The organism is Streptomyces sp. 3N207, from assembly GCF_052246355.1.
Taxonomy (GTDB): Bacteria; Actinomycetota; Actinomycetes; order Streptomycetales; family Streptomycetaceae; genus Streptomyces.
In genome coordinates this window covers 172505-194529 of record NZ_JBQQBV010000004.1, presented here as the reverse complement: position 1 = coordinate 194529, position 22025 = coordinate 172505, and the positions used below count along the sequence as shown (strand labels likewise).

The window sequence follows — 22025 nt, the reverse complement described above, 5'->3', positions numbered from 1 at the left end:
ACGGCGACGCCCCCAGGCCGTCAGTCGGAGTGTTCGGAGAAGCGCAGGGCAAGCTTCTCCAGCGCATCGGCGGTGGACTCCGGGTCGGTGAGCGGGCTGAGGTGGTGCGAGGTTCGCCGCAGCACGCGGTGGCCGATGGCCTCGGCACGTATCGCGGTCTCCTCGTAGCCGGGGCTCAGCCGCAGATATGCCGTCCGGGCGTGGTCCGGGTCGGGGGCGGCGTCCGGGGCAGGCTCCTCGAAATAGGCGAGGGGCAGCCGCGGGATGCCTGCCCGGAACCGCTCACGCAGCGCCGGATCGGGCACCTCCTCGATCAGTACCTGCTCCGGGAACCAGGCGTCCCAGGGCGGCAGCGAACCGTCCTCGGCGAGCTCGCGCAGCTGCTCCGCCAGCGGAGGCGGGGCCGCCTCCAGCCAGCTCTGCCAAGGGTGCGGCCACTGGGCGTCCGCGTAGACCGTGCCGACGACGGTACGCAGCGGACGGTGCCCCTGGGTGAGGCGGGCGCGCAGCGCGGGCAGCAGCGGGCCGGCACCACTGTGCCCCACCAGGACGACCGGGAGGGCGGAGGTCCGGTCGGAGTCCGTGGCCGGCCGGCCGGTGACGGCGTCCAGCAGCTTCGGGTAGTAGGGCCCTTCGCCGTCGAAGAGGCCGGTGAGGGAGGGAACGCTGACCGTCCGGCCTCGGGCGCGCAGCGCGTCGGCGACCGGCTGCCAGAGGAGGTCTCCGGTCAGCGGACTGTGCACCAGCACCAGTTCGGCCTGGTTCAGAGCGGGCACATTGCTCCCCTTTCCGGCTCTCGGCGGGTGTCCGCGCTGGCTCGCCGTTCGCCCCCCGGGGCGCCTTCCACCCGGAGGCCGGGGATTGCGAACGAGACCGCTCAGCCTAGACCCGCGCCGGGCCGCAGGACCTGGGGGATCACTACATACCGCGCGGTATGTGCCGGGTGGTCAGAGTGCCAGCCGGGGCTTGGGCGCATCCGTACGGCCGGTGGGGGGTCTGCGGCTTCCCGCCCGGTACGGCTCGGGCCATGGCGCACCCGGCCCTTCGTACCCCTGCTCGGCCGCCGCGTGCAGCGTCCAGTGCGGGTCGTACAGATGCGGCCGGGCCAGCGCGCACAGATCCGCGCGCCCTGCCAGCACGAGCGAGTTGACGTCGTCCCAGGAGGAGACGGCGCCGACCGCGATGACGGGGACGCCCAGCAGGTTGCGGATCCGGTCGGCATACGGGGTCTGGTACGAACGGCCGAAGTCGGGGCGCTCATGGGCGACGACCTGACCGGTGGAGACATCGATCGCGTCCGCGCCGTGCTCGGCGAAGGCCGCGGCGATCCGCACCGCGTCATCCCCCGTGGTGCCGCCCGGGGCCCAGTCGGTGGCGGATATCCGTACGGTCATGGGGCGTTCGGCGGGCCATGCCTCGCGCACCGCGTCGAACACCTCCAGCGGATAGCGCAGCCGCGCGGACAGCGAGCCGCCGTACCCGTCGGTGCGCCGGTTGGCCAGCGGGGAGAGGAAGCCGGAGAGCAGATAGCCGTGTGCGCAGTGCAGCTCCAGCAGATCGAAACCCGCACGGGCTCCCCGCCGGGCGGCGGCCACGAACTCGTCCCGTACTGCGGCCATTTGGGCGGGCGTCAGCTCCTGGGGGGTCTGACTGACGCCGGGGCGGTACGGCAGCGGGGAGGCGGCCACCAGCGGCCAGTTGCCCTCGGGCAGCGGCTCGTCGATGCCCTCCCACATGAGCCGGGTGGAGCCCTTGCGTCCCGAATGCCCCAGCTGGAGCCCGATCGCGGCAGTCGGCGACTGCTGGTGCACGAAGGAGGTGACGCGCCGCCACGCCGCTTCCTGCTCGTCGTTCCACAGCCCCGCACACCCCGGTGTGATGCGGCCCCGCTCGGAGACACACACCATCTCGGTCATGATCAGTCCGGCCCCGCCCAGCGCCCGCGCGCCCAGGTGGACGAGGTGGAAGTCGCAGGGCATGCCCTGTTCGGACTTGTACATGTCCATCGGGGAGACGACGACCCGGTTGCGCAACGAGAGCCCCCGCAGCTGGAAGGGCGTGAACATGGGCGGCGTGCCCGGCGGAACCCCCGCCTCCTTCTCGGTGTCAGCGACGAACTCGGCGTCGCGCAGCCGCAGATTGGCGTGGGTGACGCGGCGGCTGCGGGTGAGCAGATTGAAGGCGAACCGGTACGGCGGCTGCCCCGTGTAGCCGGCCAGCTCCTCGAACCAGGTCAGGCTGGCGTGCGCGGCGCGCTGCGTGGACCGTACGACGGGCTTGCGCTCGGCCTCGTACGCGGCCAGCGCGGCGGGCAGCTCGGGCTGCTCGCGCAGACAGGCGGCGAGCGCCAATGCGTCCTCGACCGCGAGCTTGGTGCCCGAGCCGACGGAGAAGTGCGCGGTGTGCGCGGCGTCCCCCAGCAGCACGATGTTCCCCTGCGACCAGCGCTCGTTGACGACGGTGCGGAACGCTGTCCACTGCGAGCGGTTGCCGCGGAGGGTGCGCGCGCGCAGCGTTCCGGGGAACAGCTCGGCACACCGCGCGGCCAGCTCCTCCTCGTCCAGCCGGTCCAGTCCGGCGGCCCGCCACACCTCTTCGCGGGCCTCGATCACGGTCGTCGACGCGCCGGTCGAGAGCTGCGGCCCGAAGGGCCTCGATGAGGGGTGGTGGTCGGGTGACGGGCGGGCATAGGGATAGGCGTGCAGTTGGAGGAGGCCGTGCTCGGTCTCGGCGATCTCGAACCGGAAGGCGTCCAGCGCGAAGTCGGCGGCGAGCCATATGTAGCGGCAGCGATGGGTGGTGAGGGTGGGCCGGAAGACCTCGGCGTGCGCGGCGCGGGTGGCACTGTGCACCCCGTCCGCCGCGATCACCAGATCGTTGTCCCGCGCCAGTTCGGCCGCCGGGGGCGCCTCGGTGCGGAAGCGCAGCACTACGCCGAGCTCCCGGCACCGCGCGTGCAGCACCGACAGCAGCGTGCGGCGGCCGAGTGCCGCGAAGCCGTGGCCGGAGGAGGTGAGGGTACGGCCACGGTGGACGACCTCGATCGCGTCCCAGCGCACCATGTGCGCGCTCAGGGTGGCGAAGACCTCGGGGTCCGCGTTCTCGATGCCGCCGACGGTCTCGTCGGACAGCACGACACCGAAGCCGAACGTGTCGCCGGGGGCGTTGCGTTCGTAGACGGTGACGTCCCGCGTCGGGTCCAGCCGCTTGAGCAGCACTGCCGCATACAGCCCGCCGGGACCGCCGCCGACGACGGCCACGCGTAGCGGCCGGGCGCCCGGTGCTGCTTTCGGCTGTGCCGTGCTCACGGCTGCCTCACCGGCCCCGCCAGGCGGGCGGGCGCTTCTCGGTGAAGGCGGCGTGGAACTCCTTGTAGTCCTCGCCGTGCATCAGCAACGCCTGGGTGGCGGCGTCCAGTTCGACGGCGCCGGACAGCGGGAGGTCCAGCTCGGCGGTGAGCAGCGCCTTGGTCTGCGCATGGGCGAGCGCGGGGCCGTCGGCGAGCCGCCGGGCGAGGGCGTACGCGGCCTGTGCGGTCCGGCCCTCCTCCACCAACTGGCTGAGCAGCCCGATCCGTTCGGCCTCCGGTGCGCGGACGGGCTCGCCCAGCATCAGGATGCGGGTGGCGTGGCCGAGGCCGACGACGCGGGGCAGCAGATAGGCGGCGCCCATGTCACCGCCGGACAGGCCCACCTTGGTGAACAGGAAGGCGAACCGTGCGGTCGGGTCGGCCACCCGGAAGTCCGCGGCCAGCGCCAGTACCGCGCCCGCACCGGCCGCCGCTCCGTGCACGGCGGCCACCACGGGGAACGGCGCCTCGCGAAGGGCGCGTACGACCTGCCCGGTCATCCGGTTGAAGTCCAGCAGCCGGGCGGTGTCCATCCCGAGGGTGGCGCCGATGATCTCGTCCACGTCGCCGCCCGAACAGAAACCGCGCCCCTCCCCCGCCAGCACCAGCGCACGTGTACGGCCGCGGTGCGACAGCTCGGCGAGCAGATCTCGCAGGTCGGCGTACGCCTCGAAGGTCAGCGCGTTCAACTTCGCGGGCCGCGCGAGCGTGACGGTGGTGACCCCGTCCTCCTCGCCGACCCGCAGATGCCGCCACTCCTCGGTGCGCTGCGCTGATCCGGTGAACGGGCTCATCCCGCAGCCTCCGTCGCTCCGTCGGCGAAAAGCGAACCGCACATCCGCGAACCGCCCGCCGGGCGCGCGGGCCGCCACAGCCCGAAAGTATCACCTGTACGTGACTGCCGTCACGATGACGCAATACGGGGATTGTGCAGCGAGGAGACACAGCCGTTGTGCAACCCGGAGTTGGGCCGGCAACGGCTCACCGCCCCAACTGCCCGGCCACCGGCTCGTCATCCGATCGGGGGAGCGGGCTCATGCGGGAACGGTTCGCCTCGCGGGGGCGTGCGTACGGTCGCCGCCATGGGAGCGTCACAGCCCGCGGGCGGAGCGGCCACCTTGGAGGACCCCAGGGCCACCGGCGAGGATCCCGGACAGGACGTCCGGGCACCGGCCGTCAGTGCGCTGCACCTGTCCGCCTTCCGCTCACTGCGCGCCCGGACCGTCCCGCTCGGCCCGGTCACGGTGATCACAGGGCCGAGCGGCAGCGGCAAGTCGACCATCATGGAGGCGTACGAGGCACTGGCCAGGCTCGGGCAGGGCAATGCCCTCGGCGAGGTGTTCGGCGAGCGGACCGCCCGACCCGGGAGCCCCTCCCCGTACGTCCCGCAGGGCGCCCGACCCGACCGGCAGGGGCGGCGCGGGTTCCGGCTGGGCTGCGCCGTGACGGGCCCGGCCGGACCGCTGCGCTTCGACGTCGCCGTCCAGGCCGAACCCGAACTGCGGGTTGTGGGCGAGCGGTTGTCCCGCGACCCCGGGGAGACGCTGCTTGCCACGGCGCTGCGCGACCCCGCTCGGCGCTCGGTGACCGCCACCCGTCACGTGGCGGGTGCCGACCGGGCACTGCGGATGCCCTTCCCCGACGACCGGCTGGCCCTGCCGCTGCTGCCCCTGCGGGTGGCGGGGACGACGACGGAGGACCGCGCGCTGCTGGAGGCCGTCGAACAGGTCGTGGTCGCCCTGCGGTCGGTCTTCGCGTGCGACCCGGTGCCCGCACGGATGCGGGAGCCGGTCGCGGCGCAGGACGGGAGGCTGGGCGGCGACTGCGCCAATCTCGCCGACGTGCTGCGCCGGACGCGCGCGGAGTGCGCCACCCGGCACGCCGCACTGCTGGCCGTGGTACGGGAGGGCTGCGCGGGACCGGTCACGGAGTTGCGGGCCGAGGCTGCCGGGAGCGCCGGAATGGCCGGAAGCAATCTGGTGCGGGGCGTGCTGGAGCGGGGCGGCACCCTGCCTGTCACGCCGCTGGAGTGGCTGGGCGAGGGCGAGTTGCGGTTCACAGCCCTGGCGCTGGTGCTGCTGACCGGTCCCGGAGTGCTGTCAGTGGACACCGTGTACGAGGTCCCGGCGGCACGGCAGGCCCTGACGGTGCTGGCGGACGGCATGGACCGGGGGCTGGACGGGCGGCAGACAACGGAACTGCTGGCACTGGCAGGCCGGATGGCGCGGCGGGGCCACGTACGACTGCTGGCCACCGCACCGGCCGGGGGTGCCCTGGCGCGGGCGGCGGCGCAGACGGAGGGAGTGACCCTGATAGACCTTGGGAGGTGAACGAGCAGCACGACGACACCGATGACACCTTCGACACTCTCGACCAGGGCCCCCGGACGGTCGCGGGGCTCCAGCGCCGGCTCGCACGGTTCGCGGAGGCCCGGGACTGGGGGCAATACCACACCCCCAAGAACCTCGCCGCGGCGCTGAGCGTGGAGGCGGCCGAACTGGTGGAGATCTTCCAGTGGTTGACGCCCGAGCAGTCGGCGCGGGTGATGAGTGACCCGGAGGCGGCAGCGCGGGTCGAGGACGAGGTCGCCGACGTCCTCGCCTACCTCCTCCAGTTCTGTCATGTGGTGGGTGTCGACCCTCTCGCGGCGCTGGAAGCAAAGATCGAGAGGAACGAAACGCGTTTCCCGAAGCCCGGAACCGGTCACTCTATGGAGTGACGAAGTTATTCACACGAGCCTTTTATCCACGGAATTCCGAAACCTCCTGGCGGAGCTGACCATTTGCAGTCACGCTGGGTAACGACCAGTGAGGGGTAGGCAGATGGATGCTGTACGGCTCATCGCCGCCACACGCCAGGCCCTCGCGCTCAGCGCGGACGTTTCCGACATCCTCGCCGAGACATGGCAGGCGCAGGCGCTCGCCGCGGCGGTGGGCAGCCATCTGGCAGTCAGCGGCCCTCCGGCCGTGCGGTCGGAGGCGCTGGGACTGAGCGAGGTGGGCGGCAGAGCCAACACGACCAGGAACTCCGCGCTGCGTGCGGGTGCCGTGCGCGCCGCGCAACTCTCGGAGATCGAGGACCCCCGGCGCACACTGGACGACCTGGGCGCCCTCCTGGGCGAGGCGGGGGTCGCACTGGTGGGAGTGGCTGTCACGGCGGAGGACGAGACGCTGTACTGGCAGTGCATGGAGGCCATCGACGCCGCGGACGAGTCCGGCGACAGGATCGCCTCGATACTGCGCACGCTTTCCATGCGCGAGCGCGGCAGCCTGGCATAGACGCGGAACGGGGATACTGAGCGCCGGGTGACCTGAGGGCTTATGCGGCGGCCTCCGTTCCCGACGGGACGGTACGGGTCAGCATCCGGGCCTGCCGCATCCGCCCGTCGGGGGCGAACCGGCCGAAGAAGCAGACTTCGATGACCAGTTCCCGCTTCGGGTCCCGTACGTGCATCGTGTACCGGGCGGCGAGCCGGTCGTCGGCCGCGAGCGCCTCTTGGACCGTCACCCGGAGCTCGGGGCGGCGCTTGCGGGTGGGGCGGGTGTGTGCGACGAGCTTCTGGCGGTCTATCCGGTGGCCGTCGGCGATCTGGACGATGTCCGGGGTGTGGTAGCGGTCGACGATGGCCCCGGCGTCCTCGTCGCTGTTCACCAGTTCGTCGTGGAACCCCGTGATGAAGTCGGCGATGAAGCGCTGCGGATCGGTGCTGTCGAACGGTCTCATGGCACCTCGGCTCATTCTTGAACTTGGACACGCTGTAAGAGTTGTAAGATATGAGCCGCCGTAAACTTTGACAAGGTGTAAGCGATGACTCCCCCGCCGACCCGGAACCATGCCCGCAACCGCCGCGCCGACGCCCGCCGCAGCAGGGCGTCGATCCTCGACGCCGCGATCCAGCTGCTGAACGAGCGCCCCGATGCCAGCGTCGAAGCCGTCGCCACCGCGGCAGGTGTGACCCGGCAGACCGTCTACGCCCACTTCCCCTCCCGCGAGCACCTGCTGACCGCCGTCCTCGACCGGCTCACCGAGCGGACCGTCGCCGCCATGGCCGCCGCGGACCCGGACTCCGGCCCGGCGGCGGAGGCGCTGCTACGGCTGCTCGACGCCGGTGAAGAGGTCTCCCGGGAGTACCCGGCCCTCCTCCGGCTGCTCGGCGCACTGCCTGCCGGCAGCCAGGAGGACGCGGAACGCCACCTTCCCGTCGCCGAGCTGCTGGGCCGCGTCGTCCGGCGCGGCCGGGCGAGCGGCGAGTTCGACGACCGGCTTCCCGCCGACTGGCTGGTCACCGCCACCATCGCGCTGGCCCACGCCGCGAGCGGCGAGACGGAGGCCGGCCATCTCTCCCGACAGCAAGCACGAAAGGCCCTCCACACGAGCGTGCTGCGCCTGCTGGGCGCCGACTGAGGGGCCGGCCGCAACCCGCACGTGCGCCGCAGAACGTTCGCGGCAAGATGGGGTGCATGCGACTGCGAATCTTCACCGAGCCCCAGCAGGGGGCGGACTACGACACTCTTCTGAAGGTCGCGAAGGCCACCGAGGATCTGGGCTTCGACGCCTTCTACCGCTCCGACCACTATCTGGTCATGGGCGACTCCGACGGGCTGCCCGGCCCGACCGACGCCTGGGTCACCCTGGCAGGGCTGGCCCGCGAGACGAGCCGGATCCGGCTGGGCACGCTGATGACCGCGGGGACCTTCCGGCTGCCGGGGACGCTGGCGATCCAGGTCGCGCAGGTGGACGCGATGTCCGGCGGCCGGGTCGACTTCGGCCTGGGCTCCGGCTGGTACGAGGCGGAGCACACCGCCTACGGCATTCCCTTCCCCAAGGAGAAGTTCGGCCGGCTGGAGGAGCAGCTGGCGATCATCACAGGGCTGTGGGAGACGCCGGTCGGCGAGAAGTTCGACTACGAGGGCACCTACTACCAGCTCAAGGACTGCCCCGCGCTGCCCAAGCCGCACCAGAAGCACATCCCCGTCGTCGTCGGCGGCTTCGGCGCCAAGCGCACGCCGCAGCTTGCGGCACGGTACGCGGACGAGTTCAACGTGCCGTTCGGCTCACTGGCCGACAGTGAGCGGCAGTTCGATCGGGTGCGGGCCGCCGCCGAGGAGCGCGGCCGTGACGCCTCGGGGCTGGTGTACTCGAACGCGCTGGTGGCCTGCGTCGGCAAGGACGACGCCGAGGTGGCCCGCCGCGCCGCCGCCATCGGACGCCAGGTGCCCGAGCTGAAGGAGAACGGCCTGGCGGGCACACCCGAGGAGGTCGTCGACAAGATCGGCCGCTACGGCGAGTTGGGCAGCTCCCGTATCTACCTCCAGATCCTCGATCTGAGCGACCTGGACCACTTGGCGCTGATCGCGGACCACGTGCAGGCCAAGCTGTCATGAGCCCTGACGCCGCACCCCCGCTCGCCCGGGCGCTCACCTCCGGAGGTGCCACCAGTCCAGTACTGCTGGACGGTGGACTCTCCAACCAGCTGGAGGCGCAGGGCAACGATCTCGCCGACGAGCTGTGGTCGGCACGGCTGCTGGCCGAGGCGCCGGAGGAGATCGAGGCGGCGCACGCCGCTTACGTACGCGCCGGCGCCCGGGTACTGATCACCGCCAGCTATCAGGCGTCGTTCGAAGGCTTCGCACGGCGCGGACTGACGAACGCGGAGGCGGCGGCGCTGTTCCGCCGCAGCGTGGAGCTGGCCCGTACAGCGGCGCGCGGGGTGACGGACGAGACCGTGTGGATCGCGGCTTCGGTCGGCCCGTACGGCGCCGTGCTCGCCGACGGCAGCGAGTACCGGGGCCGGTACGGGCTGGATGTCGGCGAGTTGGTCGCCTTCCACCGGCCGCGGATCGAGGCGCTGGTCGCGGCGGAACCGGATGTGCTCGCGCTGGAGACGGTGCCGGACGTGGTGGAGGCCGAGGCGCTGCTGCGGGCCGCCGAAGGCTGCGGGGTGCCGGTGTGGCTGAGCTACACGGTGGCAGGCGGGGAAACCAGAGCGGGGCAGCCGCTGGCGGACGCCTTCGCCGTCGCCGCGGGGAATCCGCAGGTGCTCGCGGTCGGCGTCAACTGCTGCGCGGTGGACGAGGTGACGGAGGCGCTGGAGGTGGCCGCGCGGGCGTGCCCGGGGGTGCCGCTCGTCGCGTATCCGAACAGCGGCGAGGGCTGGGATGCCGGGCGCGCGGCCTGGTCCGGGTCACCGTCCTTCGCGGCGCCGCTCGCCGCGGAGTGGGTGGCCCGCGGCGCACGGCTGGTCGGCGGCTGCTGCCGGGTGGGGCCCGGCGACATCGCGACGGTGGGCAGCGTGCTGCGGCAGGGCGGCTGAGTACGGCACCAACGCAGAAGCTGCCGTGCCCCGAAGGGGCGCGGGGAACCGCGCGACCGGCCACGACGCACCCGCAGCCTGCGAACAGCAGACACGGGCACCCCCTCCCCGGAAAACGCGGGCATCCTCGCGAAGCGACCGGCGCTCCGCGAGGATACGCGCATGGGATTCCATGTCGACTCCGAGTCCGGGCGGCTGCGCCGCGTCATCGTGCACCGGCCGGGGCTCGAACTGAAGAGGCTCACCCCCACCAACAAGGACGACCTCCTGTTCGACGATGTGCTGTGGGTGCGCCGGGCCCTCGAGGAGCACGACGCGTTCGCCGGCACCCTGCGCGAACTCGGCGTCGAGGTACATCTGTTCGGCCAACTGCTGACGGAAGTGCTGGAGGTGCCCGCGGCCCGCGCCCTCGTCCTGGACCGGGTCTTCGACGAGAAGGAGTACGGCCTGCTGGCCACCGGCCATCTGCGGGACTCCTTCGACCGGCTGCCGACCGCTGAGCTGGCCGAGGCGCTGATCGGGGGCATGACCAAGCGGGAGTATCTGGACCGCTGTGCCGAGCCGGCCTCCGTACGCTTCCATGTGATGGACCGGGACGACTTCCTGCTCGCCCCGCTGCCGAATCACATCTTCACCCGTGACACCTCCGCCTGGGTCTACGACGGGGTGTGCATCACCGCGATGCGGTGGCCCGCACGGCAGCGCGAGACCGTCCACTTCGAAGCCGTCTACCGGCACCATCCGCTGTTCGCCGGACCCGAAGAGGACGCGGCGGGCGGGGCAGGCGGCGGCTTCCACACCTGGGCGGGGGGACAGTCGGCCTCTCCGGCCACGATCGAGGGCGGCGACGTACTGGTCCTGGGCAACGGTGCGGTGCTGGTCGGAATGAGCGAACGGACCACACCGCAGGCCGTGGAGACGCTGGCCCACGGCCTGTTCGCGCAGGGGTCGGCCCGCTCGATCGTGGCGCTGGACATGCCCAAGCGCCGTGCCTTCATGCACCTGGACACGGTCCTGACGATGGTCGACGGGGAGACCTTCACGCAGTACGAGGGGCTGGGCATGCTCCGCTCGTACACGATCGAGCCTGGCGCGGGCGACGCGGAGCTGAAGGTCTCCGACCACCCGCCCGAGCACATGCACCGCGCCATCGCCGCCGCGCTCGGGCTGGACCGGATCCGGGTGCTGACGCCGAAGCAGGATGTGCGCTCCGCGGAGCGGGAGCAGTGGGACGACGGCTGCAATGTGCTGGCCGTCGAGCCCGGCGTCGTCCTCGCGTACGACAGGAACGTGACGACCAACACCCATCTGCGGCGGCAGGGCATCGAGGTGGTGGAGATCCCGGGCGGAGAGCTGGGGCGGGGGCGCGGCGGGCCGCGCTGTATGAGCTGCCCGGTGGAGCGCGATCCCGTCGCATAGGAATTCCAGCGGCTGTATATAATTGCGGCGCACCCGTCAGCGCGCGAGCTAGGAGCCCACATGGCAGCAGACCTCACAGGCCGCCACTTCCTCAAGGAGCTGGACTTCACGCCGGAGGAGTTCGGCGGTCTGGTCGCCCTCGCGGCAGAGCTGAAGGCCGAGAAGCAGTCGGGCACCGAGCGCCCGCGGCTGCGGGGGCGCAACATCGCGCTGCTCTTCGAGAAGTCCTCCACCCGCACGCGCTGCGCGTTCGAGGTCGCCGCCGCCGACCAGGGCGCGCACACCACCTACCTCGACCCCTCCGGCTCACACGTGGGCGCGAAGGAATCGGTGAAGGACACCGCACGGGTGCTTGGCCGGATGTTCGACGGGATCCAGTACCGCGGCAGCGGACAGGAGATCGTCGAGGAGTTGGCTGCGTACGCCGGAGTGCCGGTCTACAACGGGCTGACCGACGAGTGGCACCCCACCCAGATGCTCGCCGACGTTCTCACCATGACCGAGCACGCTCCGGGCGCCCCGGGCCGGGCGCCGGGCGAGCTCTCGTACGCGTATCTGGGCGACGCGCGCAACAACATGGGCAACTCCTACCTGGTCACGGGCGCGCTGCTGGGCATGGACGTACGCATCGTGGCGCCGCGCTCGCTGTGGCCCGAGGAGTCGGTGACCGCCCGGGCGCGAGAGCTGGCCGGGCGCACCGGCGCGCGGATCACGCTGACCGAGGACGTGGCGGAGGGCGTGCGCGGCGCGGACTTCCTCGCCACCGACGTCTGGGTCTCGATGGGTGAGCCCAAGGAGGTGTGGGCCGAGCGGATCGCGCTGCTGCGGCCGTACGCGGTGACCATGGACGTGCTGCGGGCAACCGGGAACCCGCAGGTGCGTTTCCTGCACTGCCTGCCCGCCTTCCACGACCTGGGCACGGCGGTCGGCCGGGAAATCCACGAGCAGCACGGGCTGACCTCGCTGGAGGTCACCGACGAGGTGTTCGAGTCGGAGCACTCGGTCGTCTTCGACCAGGCCGAGAACCGGCTGCACACCATCAAGGCCGTCCTGGTGGCAACGCTGGGGACCTCCCTGGGCTGAGGCACCGGGGCCGTACGGCCGCTCCGTGTGTACCTAGTCATTGTGTGCATAGTCATACAGCGACCTGCGGGATCATGCATAACCGGCCGTTACGATGAAATCCAACCTCGAAGGGTCCGGGCCACCGCCCGGGCCCTTCCCTTGTGCACGTCCGCGTGTGCACACCACCCCGTGCACACCCAGCACCGCCCTGGAAGTCCCATGCCTCGCACCGGCCTGCGCCTGAAGTCCCCCGATCTGCTGGTCGCCGAATCCGGCGCCGATCTGGAGGGACACGGCCTCAAGCGCACCCTCGGCCCGTTCCAGCTCGTGTGCTTCGGCATCGGCGCGATCGTCGGCACCGGCATCTTCGTCGGCCTGTCCGACACCGTGGCCGAGGCCGGGCCCGCCGTCCTGGTCTCGTTCCTCCTGGCCGCTGTGACCTGCGTTTTCACCGCCTTCTCCGTCGCTGAGCTGGGCGGCGCCATCCCGGTCTCGGGCAGCTCCTACTCCTACACCTACGCCTCGCTCGGGGAGCGCGCGGCGTTCCTGGTGGGCTGGTGCCTGCTGCTGGAGTACGGGGTCTCCGTCTCCGCGGTCGCCATCGGGTGGGGGCAGTACCTCAACGAGCTGCTGGACAACACCGTCGGCTGGCGCATCCCGGCCGCACTCGCCGAAGCGCCCGGGCACGGCGGCGTCGTCAACGTGCCCGCCGTGGTCGTGATACTGCTCGCCGCCGTGCTGCTGGTGCGCGGCGTGCGGGAGAGTGCGCGGGCCACGGCCGTGATGGCAGTGATCAAGGTCGGCATCCTGGTGCTCTTCTGCGCCATCGCCTTCACGGCCTACGACGCGGGGAACCTGACGCCCTTCGCGCCCGAGGGCATCGGCGGCATCGGGGCCGGGGCCTCGCTGGCCTTCTTCTCCTTCATCGGCTTCGACGCGATCTCCACCGCCGGTGAGGAGGTCAAGAACCCGCGCAGGAACATCCCGCTGGCCATCATGGTGACCATCGGCTGTGTGGCGCTGCTCTACTGCCTGGTGTCGGTTGCGGCGATCGGCGCGATGCCGTGGGAGCAGGTCGGCGGCAAGCCCGCCGCGCTCTCGCTGATCGTCGACCACGCCACCGGCTCGGCCTTCGGCTCGACCGTGATAGCGCTGGGCGCCGTGGTGGCCATCGCCTCGGTGGTGCTGGCCGTGATGTACGGGCAGACACGGATCCTGCTGGCGATGTCGCGGGACGGGCTGGTGCCACGGGTGTTCGAGCGGGTCTCGCCGAAGACCTCGACGCCGGTCGCCAACACCTGGATCGTCGCGGCCGTCTTCGCCGTCCCGGCTGCCGTGGTGCCGCTGGACGTGGTGCTGGACATGACGGTGATCGGCACGCTGGCGATCATGGCCGTGGTGAACGTCTGCGTTATTGCTCTGCGCCGCTCCCACCCCGGGCTCCAGCGCAGGTTCCGGGTGCCGTTGTACCCGGTGGCGCCGCTGCTGGGGGTGGGCTTCAGCCTGTATCTGATGGCGGGTCTGCCGCGGTTGGCCTGGATCCAGTTCGCGGGCTTTGTGGCGGTCGGGGCGTTGGTGTACGCGGCGTACGGACGGCGCCGATCACGGCTGGCCGCCTCTTTGGAGAGTGCCGCTTCCATGGCCCGGTGAGGGGGTGCCGCTGCCCGGCTTCGGCGGACTGCGGGTATGTCTTGGCTTGTCGCGCAGGTCCCCGCGCCCCTTACGGGGCGCAGCCCTCATGCCGGGAAAGCCCTATCCGCGGCCGGCGCTGCCGTGCCGGCGGCGGGCCAGTTCCTCCTTCGTGAGCTGGTCCAGCAGTCCCAGGCGAGCCGTCAGCTCGGGGTCGTCGTCCTCCTGCTCCTCCTCCGCGTCCGGATCCCAGCCCTCGGCGCGCATCCGCTCCTCCTGCACCATGACCGGTTCGTCCGGGTCGTAGTCGCTGGGGCGGGGGCCCTCCGGACCGTCGGGGCCGATCCGGACGAACCGTTCGACGCGGACGAGCCGCAGATGGCGGCCCGCGAAGCGGAGCTCGACGCCGCGCTCCGCGTCGAGCCGGTCGGCGGCCTCCTTGTAGACGGTGCGGGTGGCCTCGTCCAGCCCGTGCATGGCGGGCGCCAGAACGCGCAGCAGCATGGTGAGGGCGTCGCGGGCCTCCTGCGGGGTGTCGCTGTCGCCGGTCTCCGAGCGCCAGGCGCCGCCCTCTTCCTCGGCGAAGAGGAACGCGGGCGGCAGCAGCACTCCGCCAGGATGGCTGACGGCCGCCCGCCGGGCGTCCTCACGGACCTGTGGGTCGTCGCCCTCGCGGTGGGCGAGCGCGAGCAGCTCGGCCTTGAGGATGCCCTCGGAGGGGCCGGTGGGTACCGCGGCGTCCAGGACGAAGCCCTGGGTGCGGTCGGGCAGCCGGTTCGCCTCACCCGGTTCCGCCGGGTCGGCGTCGGAGGGGCGGGGCGGCTCGGGGCCCTCGGGTCCGGAGCGGATGACGTTCTCGGCGCGTACGACGCGATAGCGCTCGCCCAGCACGGTCAGCTCGTCCAGGGGCTCCCAGTCGATGCGCTCGGCAGCCGCCTGGCAGGCGGCGCGGGTCTCCTCGTCGCCCGCTTCCTTCGCCTCATGGGCGCGGCGCCGCAGATGCGAACCCAGTCCGTCCCGGGCGCTCTGCGGGGTGGGCGAGCCGAAGTACGGCAGCAGCTGCCAGCCGCAGCCCTCGCTCTCCGTCCGTTCCCTTGCCAGGCCGAAGACGGGCCGGAAACCCATCAGCACGGGGTAGCGCTCCCGTGCCCGCCACGCTTCCTCGTCCGCCATGGCGGCCACCGGTTCCGCCAGCGGTGCCACCCTGATCGTCCGGTAGGCCGGTACCTGATCCATCGCGTCACGCTCTCCGTGCATGCGGCAAGTATGCGCACGACTACCGTACGTACGGGGCGAGTTGGGCATAGTCCCTCGTCAGCCCGATTCGTACTGGCGTACGGTCATGCGAGAGCCGACCATCGGAGCGACCCCACTGCATCACGGGCCAGGACAGGCCCTGGGCGTACGCGCTCGTCGGGCGGTGGCACCGGCGCGCGGCTACGCTCGTGACATGGGTGGTCGGCACCGTCATGCGCGGCCGGCGAGCGCCGACGATCTGCTCTCGCAGCTCGGGCGGCTCACCGCCAGGGTCCGGGAAGAGGTCGAGGTCCAGCGCGCCCGGGTCGAACTGGCCGAGGCCCTGCAGCGCGGCATGCTGCCCTCCCGGCTGCCGACCGCGCCGGGGCTGCGCGTCGCGGCCCGCTACGCACCGGCACGCAACGGCCTGGACATCGGGGGCGACTGGTACGACGGCTTCCGGCTCTCCGACGGGACGCTCGGTTTCTCCGTGGGCGATGTGCAGGGGCACGACGTGGAGGCCGCCGCCTATATGGGCCAGGTACGGATCGCGCTGCGCGCCGTGGCCGCCATGGGCACCACGGACCCGGGCGAAGTCCTGCACACGGCCAACGAACTGCTTGCGGCCACCGACAACCCGCTCTTCGCCACCTGCGTCTTCCTGCGCTTCGACCCGCGCAACTGGAGCGTGCACACCGCGCGTGCCGGGCACACCGGCGCCGTGTGGGCGCGGGCCGACGGGGTGGGCGGTGTCATCGACCACCCCCCGGACGAGATCGGTCTGCCGCTGGCCGTCATGGAGGGCCAGACCTACACCGTCACCGAGTACCGCTTGACCCTGCCCGGCGCCCTGGCGCTGCTGACCGACGGGGTGGTGGAGGGGCCCAGGTTCCCGCTGGAGGAGGGCCTGGCCCAGGTGGCGCAGGTGCTCCGGGACGGCGTCCGCGAGGACCCCGAGGTACTCGCGGACCGCGTCATGGAGGTGGCGGAACAGACCGGCCACACCGACGACGCGGCCGTCCTGGTGCTCAGCTATGACGGGCCGGAGGCGTGTCAGACGGCCGACGCGGCGCCCGGCGTTGTCTGATGAACGATGTGGCACCCAGCGATGCGACGGCGGACCGGACACCGCAACCCTCCCCTCCCCCGGCCGGGCCACTGCCCGCGGGCGCCAGGGGGAGCCTGTTCGCTGCGTACGTTCTGCGCCTCGTCGTCCTCGCCCTGTGCTACTACGCGGGCGGGCGGCTCGGCCTGCTGTGGAAGGTGGCGGTCGAGGGTGCGGTCGTCACCCCGTTCTGGCCGCCGACCGGTATCGCCCTCGCCGGCCTGCTCTACTTCGGGCTGCGGGTGTGGCCGGGGGTGGCGCTCGGTGCGCTGCTGGTGCTCCTCTACATGGGGCCACTGAGCTGGACGGCGATGGGATCCGTCGCGGGCAGCACCCTCGCGCCCCTCATCGCCTGCCTTCTGCTGCGCCGCGTACGGTTCCGCGAACAGGTCGACCGGCTCCGGGACGGGGTGAGCCTGGTCTTCCTCGGCGCGTTCCTCGGCATGCTGGTCAGCGCGACCGTGGGCTGTCTGATGCTGGTCGCGGGCAACCATCTCACGCTGTCCGAGTTCTGGCCGGTCTGGTCGGCGTGGTGGGCCGGCGACGCAGTGGGGGTACTGGTCGTCACGCCGCTGCTGCTGTCGCTGCCCACGCTGGGCCGGCCGCGCAGCTGGGGACAGGCGGCGGAGGCGGTGGGCCTGGCCGCGGCGATCACCGTACTGGCGATCGTGGTGACCCGGGCCCCGGTCGACCTGCTGTTCCTGGTCTTCCCGCTGCTGGTGTGGGCGGCGCTGCGGTTCCAACTGGCAGGCTGCGCGGTGAGTACGACCATCCTCGCCATCGCCGCGACCGCCGCCGCCACCGACCGGACCGGGATCTTCGCCCGGCAGGATCTGATCACGGACATGGTCACCCTCCAGGCCCTCAACGGCTCCGCGGCACTGACCACGCTGCTGCTGGCCGCCGTCACCGCCGAGAAGCGCAACACCCACCGCAGGATCGCCGCCGCCTGCGACGACCTCGCCGAGATGGTCGAGGTCCTCGCTCCCCAGGGCCGCGGCCCCCGCTCCTTCCCGGCGGGAGGGCGTACGGGGCAGCGCCAGGGTTAGGCCCTCTCTGATGTTCCGGTGAGGAGGTGCCCCTGCGTGTCGCTTGCGGTCTGCGGGTGAACTGTGGTTGATCGCGCGGTTCCCCCGCCCCTGACGGGGCGCGTCTCAGTGCTGCTGCCCACTCTGCCGGGTACGCAAGACACGTCGGACACGGCTTAGAGTCCCCCTATGGCCTCGCCCTCTTTCGGTCCGCCCCCGGATGCCGTCGCCTGGGAAAGTTCCCTGGGCACCCTCCGGTTGTGGCTGGCCGCTGTGGGGCCCCGGGAGCACCCGGACTGGTTGCGGGACGCTGCGGCGGTGCTGCAGCTCAGGACCCGCGACCCGCGCGGCTGGCGGAACATCGACCTGCACACGGGAAGCGCCGAGCGCACCCGTCACACCCCGTACTACCCGCTCGACCAAGTGGACGAGCACCATCTCAACCACCACCTGGAGCTGGTCACGCCGCACGAGGCCGCCGCGCTGTTGACGTACCAGTGCGCCGAGTACGGCAACCTCGCGCGGATTCCGTCCGGGGACGGCCGCCCGGGACTGCTCGACGAGCTGCATACGGCGGCCCGTACCGTCCTCGCCCGGTTCGGCCCGTCGGCGGAGTTCGCCACCAACGAGGAACTGCTCGGCGAGGAGTTTCCCGGCAGCCAGGGGCCCGTCGGGGACGGCGAGCGGTGCCGCCGGAGCTTCGCCGTCTCCTGCTTCGGGCACCCCGACGCGCAGCGGAACGGCTACCTCATGGACGTGGGCGTCCTTGCGGCCTCGGAAACCGAAGTCGGCGTCTTCTGGAACTACTTCATCGACTGACCCGGCTCGGGGCCCGGCGGCGGGGCGGGCTCAGGCCGCCAGATGGCCGATGAGGTCGGGGCCTGCCGGGTAGGGCGGTTCGGCGGGCAGCAGGGCGCGGGCCGCGTCCAGGTCGCCGTCCCGTACGGCGGCGTGCACCTGGTGGGCGAGCGGAGTGACATCGGTGAGGGAGACCGTCCACTCGTCGGCGTACCGACGTGCTGCCTCACCCGCCAGACCGAGCTGGAGGGAGCGGTGCGGCAGCGGACGCAGGTGCAGATCGCGCTCGGGATCCCACTGGACCCGGGCCGGCGACTGCCGCAACTGCCGCTTCCACGCAGCGTGGTCGGCGTGCCGGTCGGCGACGTAGTGCGACAGGCAGGCATGACGCAGTGCCCACTCGAAGCCCTCGCGGGTGATCTCGACGGCGAGGACGGTCTCCTGGTCCTGCTTGGTGCCCCAGCCGCAGCGGTACATCATCCACAGGAAGGACGGCTTGATCCAGGTCATCCGGTCCCGCTTCCACGCCGCCGGGAACCGCCCGTCACGGGCCGCGGGCAGACCGAGCCGGGGCGCGTACGCCTGGTAGACGGTGACGGTGGACGCCGTATGCGCGGCGCGTATCTGGTACTTGGGTGGTTCTGACACGCGCCCAGGGTCGCCGCAGCGGGCCGCTTCTTGCCAGCGATTTACCGCGCCGGGCGCCCCAGGCGTCGTCGTACGGCGCCTCAGAGGATCTCCAGCGGGCGCTTGCGGGCCGGGGGCGGGAACGCCTCGTCCAGCGCGGCCAGGTCCTCCGCGGTGAGCTGCAGGTCGGCCGCCGCCCGGTTCTCCTCCACGTGGGCGCGCGACGCAGCCTTGGGGATCGCGATCACGTCGCCGTGCCGCAGCACCCAGGCCAGCGCCACCTGCGCGGGGGTGGCCCCGTGCGCGTCGGCGACGGTACGCAGCGCAGGGTGGTCCAGCAGCCGCCCCTGCTCCACGGGCGAGTAGGCCATCACGGGCACCGACAGCTCGCGGCAGCGGGGCAGCAGATCGAACTCGGGGCCGCGCCGGGTGAGGTTGTAGAGCACCTGGTCGGTGGCGGGCACCGCTCCCTCGGGCAGGTCGGCGAGGTCGTCGGTGTCGAGGTTGCTGACGCCCCAGAAGCGGATGTCTCCCTCGCGGACCAGCACTTCCAGTGCCTCGACGGTCTCCGCCAGCGGGACGCCGCCGCGCCAGTGCAGCAGATACAGATCGATGCGGTCGGTACCCAGGCGGCGGAGGCTCGCCCGGCAGGCTTCGACGGTGCCGCGCCGGTCGGCGTTGGACGGCAACACCTTGCTGACCAGGAAGACCTCGTCCCGGCGCCCCTTGACGGCTTCGCCGACCAACTCCTCGGCGGCGCCGCTGCCGTACATTTCGGCCGTGTCGATGAGCGTCATGCCCAGGTCGATACCGGCGCGCAGCGCTTCCAGCTCTTGGGTGCGCCGGGAGGAAGCGTCGCCCATGTGCCAGGTGCCCTGGCCGAGCGCCGGGACGGGCGTACCGGAGGGAAGGTTCACTGTGCGCACGACGTTCGCGGTCCTTTCCTTGGGCGGCGGTGCTGCTTCTGGGGCGGCGGTACTGCTTGAGCGGCGGTACTGCTGTTCCTGGGGCCGCGGTCCTGCACGGACTCCGCACCCATGATCGCTCAGGCTGCCGCGCGCTCCGCTATCCGCCTCCCGTTGGCGAGGCCCGCGGGATCGAGCCCCAGCGCCGCGGCCGCTGTGGCCCCCACGTCGGCCAGGCTGTCGGTGTCCGGCAGCAGCTCCACGCCGGACGCATCGGGACGGTGGATGAGCAACGGCACGTACTCGCGGGTGTGATAGGCGTGTCCGATCGTCGGGTCGTTGCCGTGGTCGCCGGTGACGACGAGGCGGTCGCCGGGCCGGTCCAGCAGCGCGACCAGCGCGGCCAGGCCCGCGTCGACCTGCTCCAGGATGCGTGCATACCGCTCCGCATCCCGCTGGTGGCCTGCCAGGTCGCTCTCCTGGACATTGGCGACGACCAGTGACTCGCCGGGCGCGCGGACCGCCTCCGCGGTGTGGGCGAGGACGTCGGCGGTGGGCACCGCGGGGCGGCGGACGGCCGTCTCGCACGCCAGGATGTCCGCGGCCTTGCCGACGAGCGTCACCGGGATTCCGGCCCGGGCCGCCAGTTCGGGAAGCTGGCGGGTGTGGTCCAGCTCCACGCCCAGGTGCTGCACCTGGAGGCCGCCGTTGCGGTAGAAGCCGCTCGCCGGGGTGTCCAGGCCCACCGTTCCGCCGTCCCCGTCGCGGACGAACCGGCGCAGCGGGCCGTCCGCGTGGCCGCCGACCGCGATGACCCGGGCGACGGGCGCCACCGCACGCACCGTACGGGCGACGGTGAGAATGCCGTCGAAGCCGACGTCGTCCAGCCGGGCCGAGGCGTTCCAGTTGATGCCGGGGTCCGCCTCGAGGTTGTCGTGCACCAGCACACCCCCGTCGACCAGCAGCAGCGGTCTGCCGTCCAGGAGCTCCACCCGGTGGCCTGCCGCACGCAGTGCCGCGCCGACTTCTTCCACGTGGTCGCCGAGGCGGGCGACCGTCACCCGGCTGAAGTCCGCGCCCATCATCGTCTGGTGGCCGGCGAATGTGTCGGCACCGGGGTAGCCGAGCGCGGCCCGGCCCGCCGCGACCGGCAGCCGGGTACCGCGGGCGAGGTCGGGATGCGGGTGGACCAGGCCGAGGCCCAGCGCCCCGAACACCGGCAGCCGCAGCGGCCGTCCGAGTGCCTCGCGGGCGTGGTCGAGCACATGGCCGCAGGTGTCGGCGGCAGCGTCGCCTGGGCGCAGCGCCCCGGCGTCCGGCATGGCGCCGATGCCGAACCCGTCGACGACGACGATGACGGCGCGCCCCCGGCCGTACGCGTCCCCTGTCACAGCGCCCTCCCATGTGCGTCGTACAGCCCCGTCAGCCGTGGCTTTCCGGACGAGAGGCCGGCCACCACCGCGACCGTGGAGCGGGTCACGAAGATCTGCGTACGGAACGCCAGCAGCGCTGTGTCACCGGCCTGCACCTGCCCGCCGTCCCGGGGCGCGGCCAGCAGCCGGTAGTAGTCGATGTTCTCCGCGGGCACACCCTGCACGGACAGGCGTCGGCCGGTACGGGGCAGCAGCGCGGAGGTGATGCGGGCGCGCGGGTAGAACCCGCCGCCGAACACCGCGGGACGCCCGTCGGCCAGCGTGTGCGCCACCTCCGTCACATAGACGTACGCGGGCCGCTCGGGCTGGTCGGCGTCGAGTGCGTGCAGCGGAGTGGTGCCGGTCAGGGCGTGGCCGGGCTCGCCATGGGTGGCACCGAGCCGGGCCAGCAGCGGCAGGCTGGCCATGGAGGTGGCACTGGGGGCGCTGAGCTTGAGGTGCTGGTGCCCGCGTGCGGCGAGCAGTTCGCGGGCCTTGAGGGCGAGGTCGAAGGAGGGGGTGGGGACCGGGGCACCGGTCTTCGGATCGCACAGGACGCAGGGGAACGCGGTGACGCCCGCGATCCTGATCCCCGGCAGCCGCTCGGCCTCGGCGGCGAAGGCGTCGAGCGCATACAGCGGGACGCCGCCTTCCTGTCCGGGGTAGACCGATCCGTCCGCGCCTTCCAGCCTGACCAGTACCTCCTGGACGAGTCCGAGGCGCTCGGCCGCCGTGGAGACGGCGCGCGCGTTGGCGAGGTCGAAGACCGTGACGGCCTCCGGCCGCCAGCCGAGCATCTCCGGCAGCGCACGGTGCGGGATCTGCACGAGGTGGCCGAGGTTTCCGGCACGGGCTCCTGCCGCGTACAGCGTGCGGGCCTCGGCTGGATCGATGGCCGCGAAGGAGGGAATGGCGCGGGAGACGGCGCGGATCAGCTCCGGGTTGCGGCCCAGCTGCTTGACGACGAACCACAGGGACAGGCCGAGGCGTTCGGCCTCGCGTGCGAGGAGGGCGGCGTTCTCCGCGACGGCGTCCAGGTCCATGACGTAGGTGTCGGGTGGGATCTCGCCGCGCCGATGGAGGTCGGCCGCGGTGTCGGCGAGCCCCGGATTGCGGGCGAGGAGGCTGTCGAGGAACAC

21 protein-coding genes are annotated in these 22025 nt (G+C 72.1%); 12 read left to right on the top strand and 9 right to left on the bottom strand.

What is annotated here, in order from left to right:
• Positions 1-20: 20 nt before the first annotated feature.
• The 3 genes from ACTWP9_RS08605 to ACTWP9_RS08595 form a co-directional block, all read right to left on the bottom strand.
• Positions 21-776 carry a hypothetical protein gene (locus tag ACTWP9_RS08605; RefSeq protein ID WP_443245405.1) on the bottom strand — a complete coding sequence of 252 codons (756 nt, stop codon included), beginning with the start codon at positions 774-776 and terminating at the stop codon, positions 21-23.
• Positions 777-947: 171 nt separating this feature from the next.
• Positions 948-3308, bottom strand: coding sequence for a bifunctional salicylyl-CoA 5-hydroxylase/oxidoreductase (locus ACTWP9_RS08600; RefSeq protein ID WP_443245404.1), 2361 nt, complete (start codon positions 3306-3308; stop codon positions 948-950).
• Positions 3309-3315: 7 nt separating this feature from the next.
• Complete coding sequence (locus ACTWP9_RS08595; protein WP_443245403.1) at positions 3316-4143, bottom strand: enoyl-CoA hydratase family protein; 828 nt, start codon at positions 4141-4143, stop codon at positions 3316-3318.
• A gap of 288 nt (positions 4144-4431) precedes the next feature.
• Between ACTWP9_RS08595 and ACTWP9_RS08590 the strand changes: the two genes are divergently transcribed.
• The 3 genes from ACTWP9_RS08590 to ACTWP9_RS08580 all read left to right on the top strand — a co-directional run bounded on the left by ACTWP9_RS08590 (position 4432) and on the right by ACTWP9_RS08580 (position 6627).
• On the top strand, positions 4432-5679 hold the full coding sequence (locus tag ACTWP9_RS08590) for an AAA family ATPase (protein WP_443245402.1): 1248 nt from the start codon (positions 4432-4434) through the stop codon (positions 5677-5679).
• A complete protein-coding gene (locus ACTWP9_RS08585; protein WP_443245401.1) occupies positions 5676-6068 on the top strand; it encodes a nucleotide pyrophosphohydrolase in 393 nt (130 codons plus the stop codon). Before ACTWP9_RS08590 ends, ACTWP9_RS08585 begins: the two co-directional genes overlap by 4 nt.
• A 103-nt stretch (positions 6069-6171) precedes the next feature.
• Positions 6172-6627 carry a DUF6099 family protein gene (locus ACTWP9_RS08580; protein ID WP_443245400.1) on the top strand — a complete coding sequence of 152 codons (456 nt, stop codon included), beginning with the start codon at positions 6172-6174 and terminating at the stop codon, positions 6625-6627.
• A 40-nt stretch (positions 6628-6667) separates the two neighbouring features.
• On the opposite strand, the gene ACTWP9_RS08575 is transcribed toward ACTWP9_RS08580, so the two are convergent.
• A complete protein-coding gene (locus ACTWP9_RS08575) occupies positions 6668-7072 on the bottom strand; it encodes a nuclear transport factor 2 family protein (RefSeq protein WP_443245399.1) in 405 nt (134 codons plus the stop codon).
• Between the two features lie 84 nt (positions 7073-7156).
• Here ACTWP9_RS08575 and ACTWP9_RS08570 point away from each other — a divergent pair, with 84 nt between their 5' ends.
• From ACTWP9_RS08570 to ACTWP9_RS08545, 6 genes are all read left to right on the top strand, one after another.
• Positions 7157-7753: a TetR/AcrR family transcriptional regulator gene (locus ACTWP9_RS08570; protein WP_443245398.1), complete on the top strand. Its 597-nt coding sequence runs from the start codon at positions 7157-7159 to the stop codon at positions 7751-7753.
• Positions 7754-7809: 56 nt separating this feature from the next.
• Positions 7810-8733, top strand: coding sequence for an LLM class F420-dependent oxidoreductase (locus tag ACTWP9_RS08565; protein ID WP_443245397.1), 924 nt, complete (start codon positions 7810-7812; stop codon positions 8731-8733).
• Positions 8730-9662 carry a homocysteine S-methyltransferase gene (mmuM, locus tag ACTWP9_RS08560; protein ID WP_443245396.1) on the top strand — a complete coding sequence of 311 codons (933 nt, stop codon included), beginning with the start codon at positions 8730-8732 and terminating at the stop codon, positions 9660-9662. The genes ACTWP9_RS08565 and mmuM overlap by 4 nt, the downstream gene beginning before the upstream one ends.
• Positions 9663-9824: 162 nt before the next feature.
• Positions 9825-11081, top strand: coding sequence for an arginine deiminase (locus tag ACTWP9_RS08555; RefSeq protein ID WP_443245395.1), 1257 nt, complete (start codon positions 9825-9827; stop codon positions 11079-11081).
• Positions 11082-11141: 60 nt separating this feature from the next.
• Positions 11142-12164: an ornithine carbamoyltransferase gene (argF, locus tag ACTWP9_RS08550; RefSeq protein ID WP_443245394.1), complete on the top strand. Its 1023-nt coding sequence runs from the start codon at positions 11142-11144 to the stop codon at positions 12162-12164.
• Between the two features lie 201 nt (positions 12165-12365).
• A complete protein-coding gene (locus ACTWP9_RS08545) occupies positions 12366-13796 on the top strand; it encodes an amino acid permease (protein WP_443245393.1) in 1431 nt (476 codons plus the stop codon).
• Between the two features lie 102 nt (positions 13797-13898).
• On the opposite strand, the gene ACTWP9_RS08540 is transcribed toward ACTWP9_RS08545, so the two are convergent.
• Entirely contained in the window at positions 13899-15032 is a 1134-nt protein-coding gene (locus tag ACTWP9_RS08540) for a DUF5954 family protein (RefSeq protein ID WP_443245392.1), read from the bottom strand.
• 193 nt (positions 15033-15225) lie between these two features.
• On the opposite strand from ACTWP9_RS08540, the gene ACTWP9_RS08535 reads away from it, so the two are divergent.
• The 3 genes from ACTWP9_RS08535 to ACTWP9_RS08525 all read left to right on the top strand — a co-directional run bounded on the left by ACTWP9_RS08535 (position 15226) and on the right by ACTWP9_RS08525 (position 17963).
• The gene (locus tag ACTWP9_RS08535; RefSeq protein ID WP_443245391.1) at positions 15226-16098 is read left to right on the top strand and encodes a PP2C family protein-serine/threonine phosphatase; all 873 of its coding nucleotides are present in this window, start codon (positions 15226-15228) and stop codon (positions 16096-16098) included.
• On the top strand, positions 16098-17165 hold the full coding sequence (locus ACTWP9_RS08530) for an MASE1 domain-containing protein (protein ID WP_443245390.1): 1068 nt from the start codon (positions 16098-16100) through the stop codon (positions 17163-17165). Before ACTWP9_RS08535 ends, ACTWP9_RS08530 begins: the two co-directional genes overlap by 1 nt.
• A 168-nt stretch (positions 17166-17333) precedes the next feature.
• Positions 17334-17963 (top strand): hypothetical protein, encoded by a 630-nt coding sequence (locus ACTWP9_RS08525; RefSeq protein ID WP_443245389.1) that lies wholly within the window; start codon positions 17334-17336, stop codon positions 17961-17963.
• A 30-nt stretch (positions 17964-17993) separates the two neighbouring features.
• On the opposite strand, the gene ACTWP9_RS08520 is transcribed toward ACTWP9_RS08525, so the two are convergent.
• From ACTWP9_RS08520 to ACTWP9_RS08505, 4 genes are all read right to left on the bottom strand, one after another.
• Entirely contained in the window at positions 17994-18590 is a 597-nt protein-coding gene (locus tag ACTWP9_RS08520; RefSeq protein ID WP_443245388.1) for a DUF4291 domain-containing protein, read from the bottom strand.
• A gap of 80 nt (positions 18591-18670) precedes the next feature.
• Entirely contained in the window at positions 18671-19495 is an 825-nt protein-coding gene (locus tag ACTWP9_RS08515) for an aldo/keto reductase (RefSeq protein WP_443245387.1), read from the bottom strand.
• 119 nt (positions 19496-19614) lie between these two features.
• Positions 19615-20865: a phosphopentomutase gene (locus tag ACTWP9_RS08510; protein ID WP_443245386.1), complete on the bottom strand. Its 1251-nt coding sequence runs from the start codon at positions 20863-20865 to the stop codon at positions 19615-19617.
• A complete protein-coding gene (locus ACTWP9_RS08505) occupies positions 20862-22025 on the bottom strand; it encodes an alanine racemase (protein ID WP_443245385.1) in 1164 nt (387 codons plus the stop codon). The genes ACTWP9_RS08510 and ACTWP9_RS08505 overlap by 4 nt, the downstream gene beginning before the upstream one ends.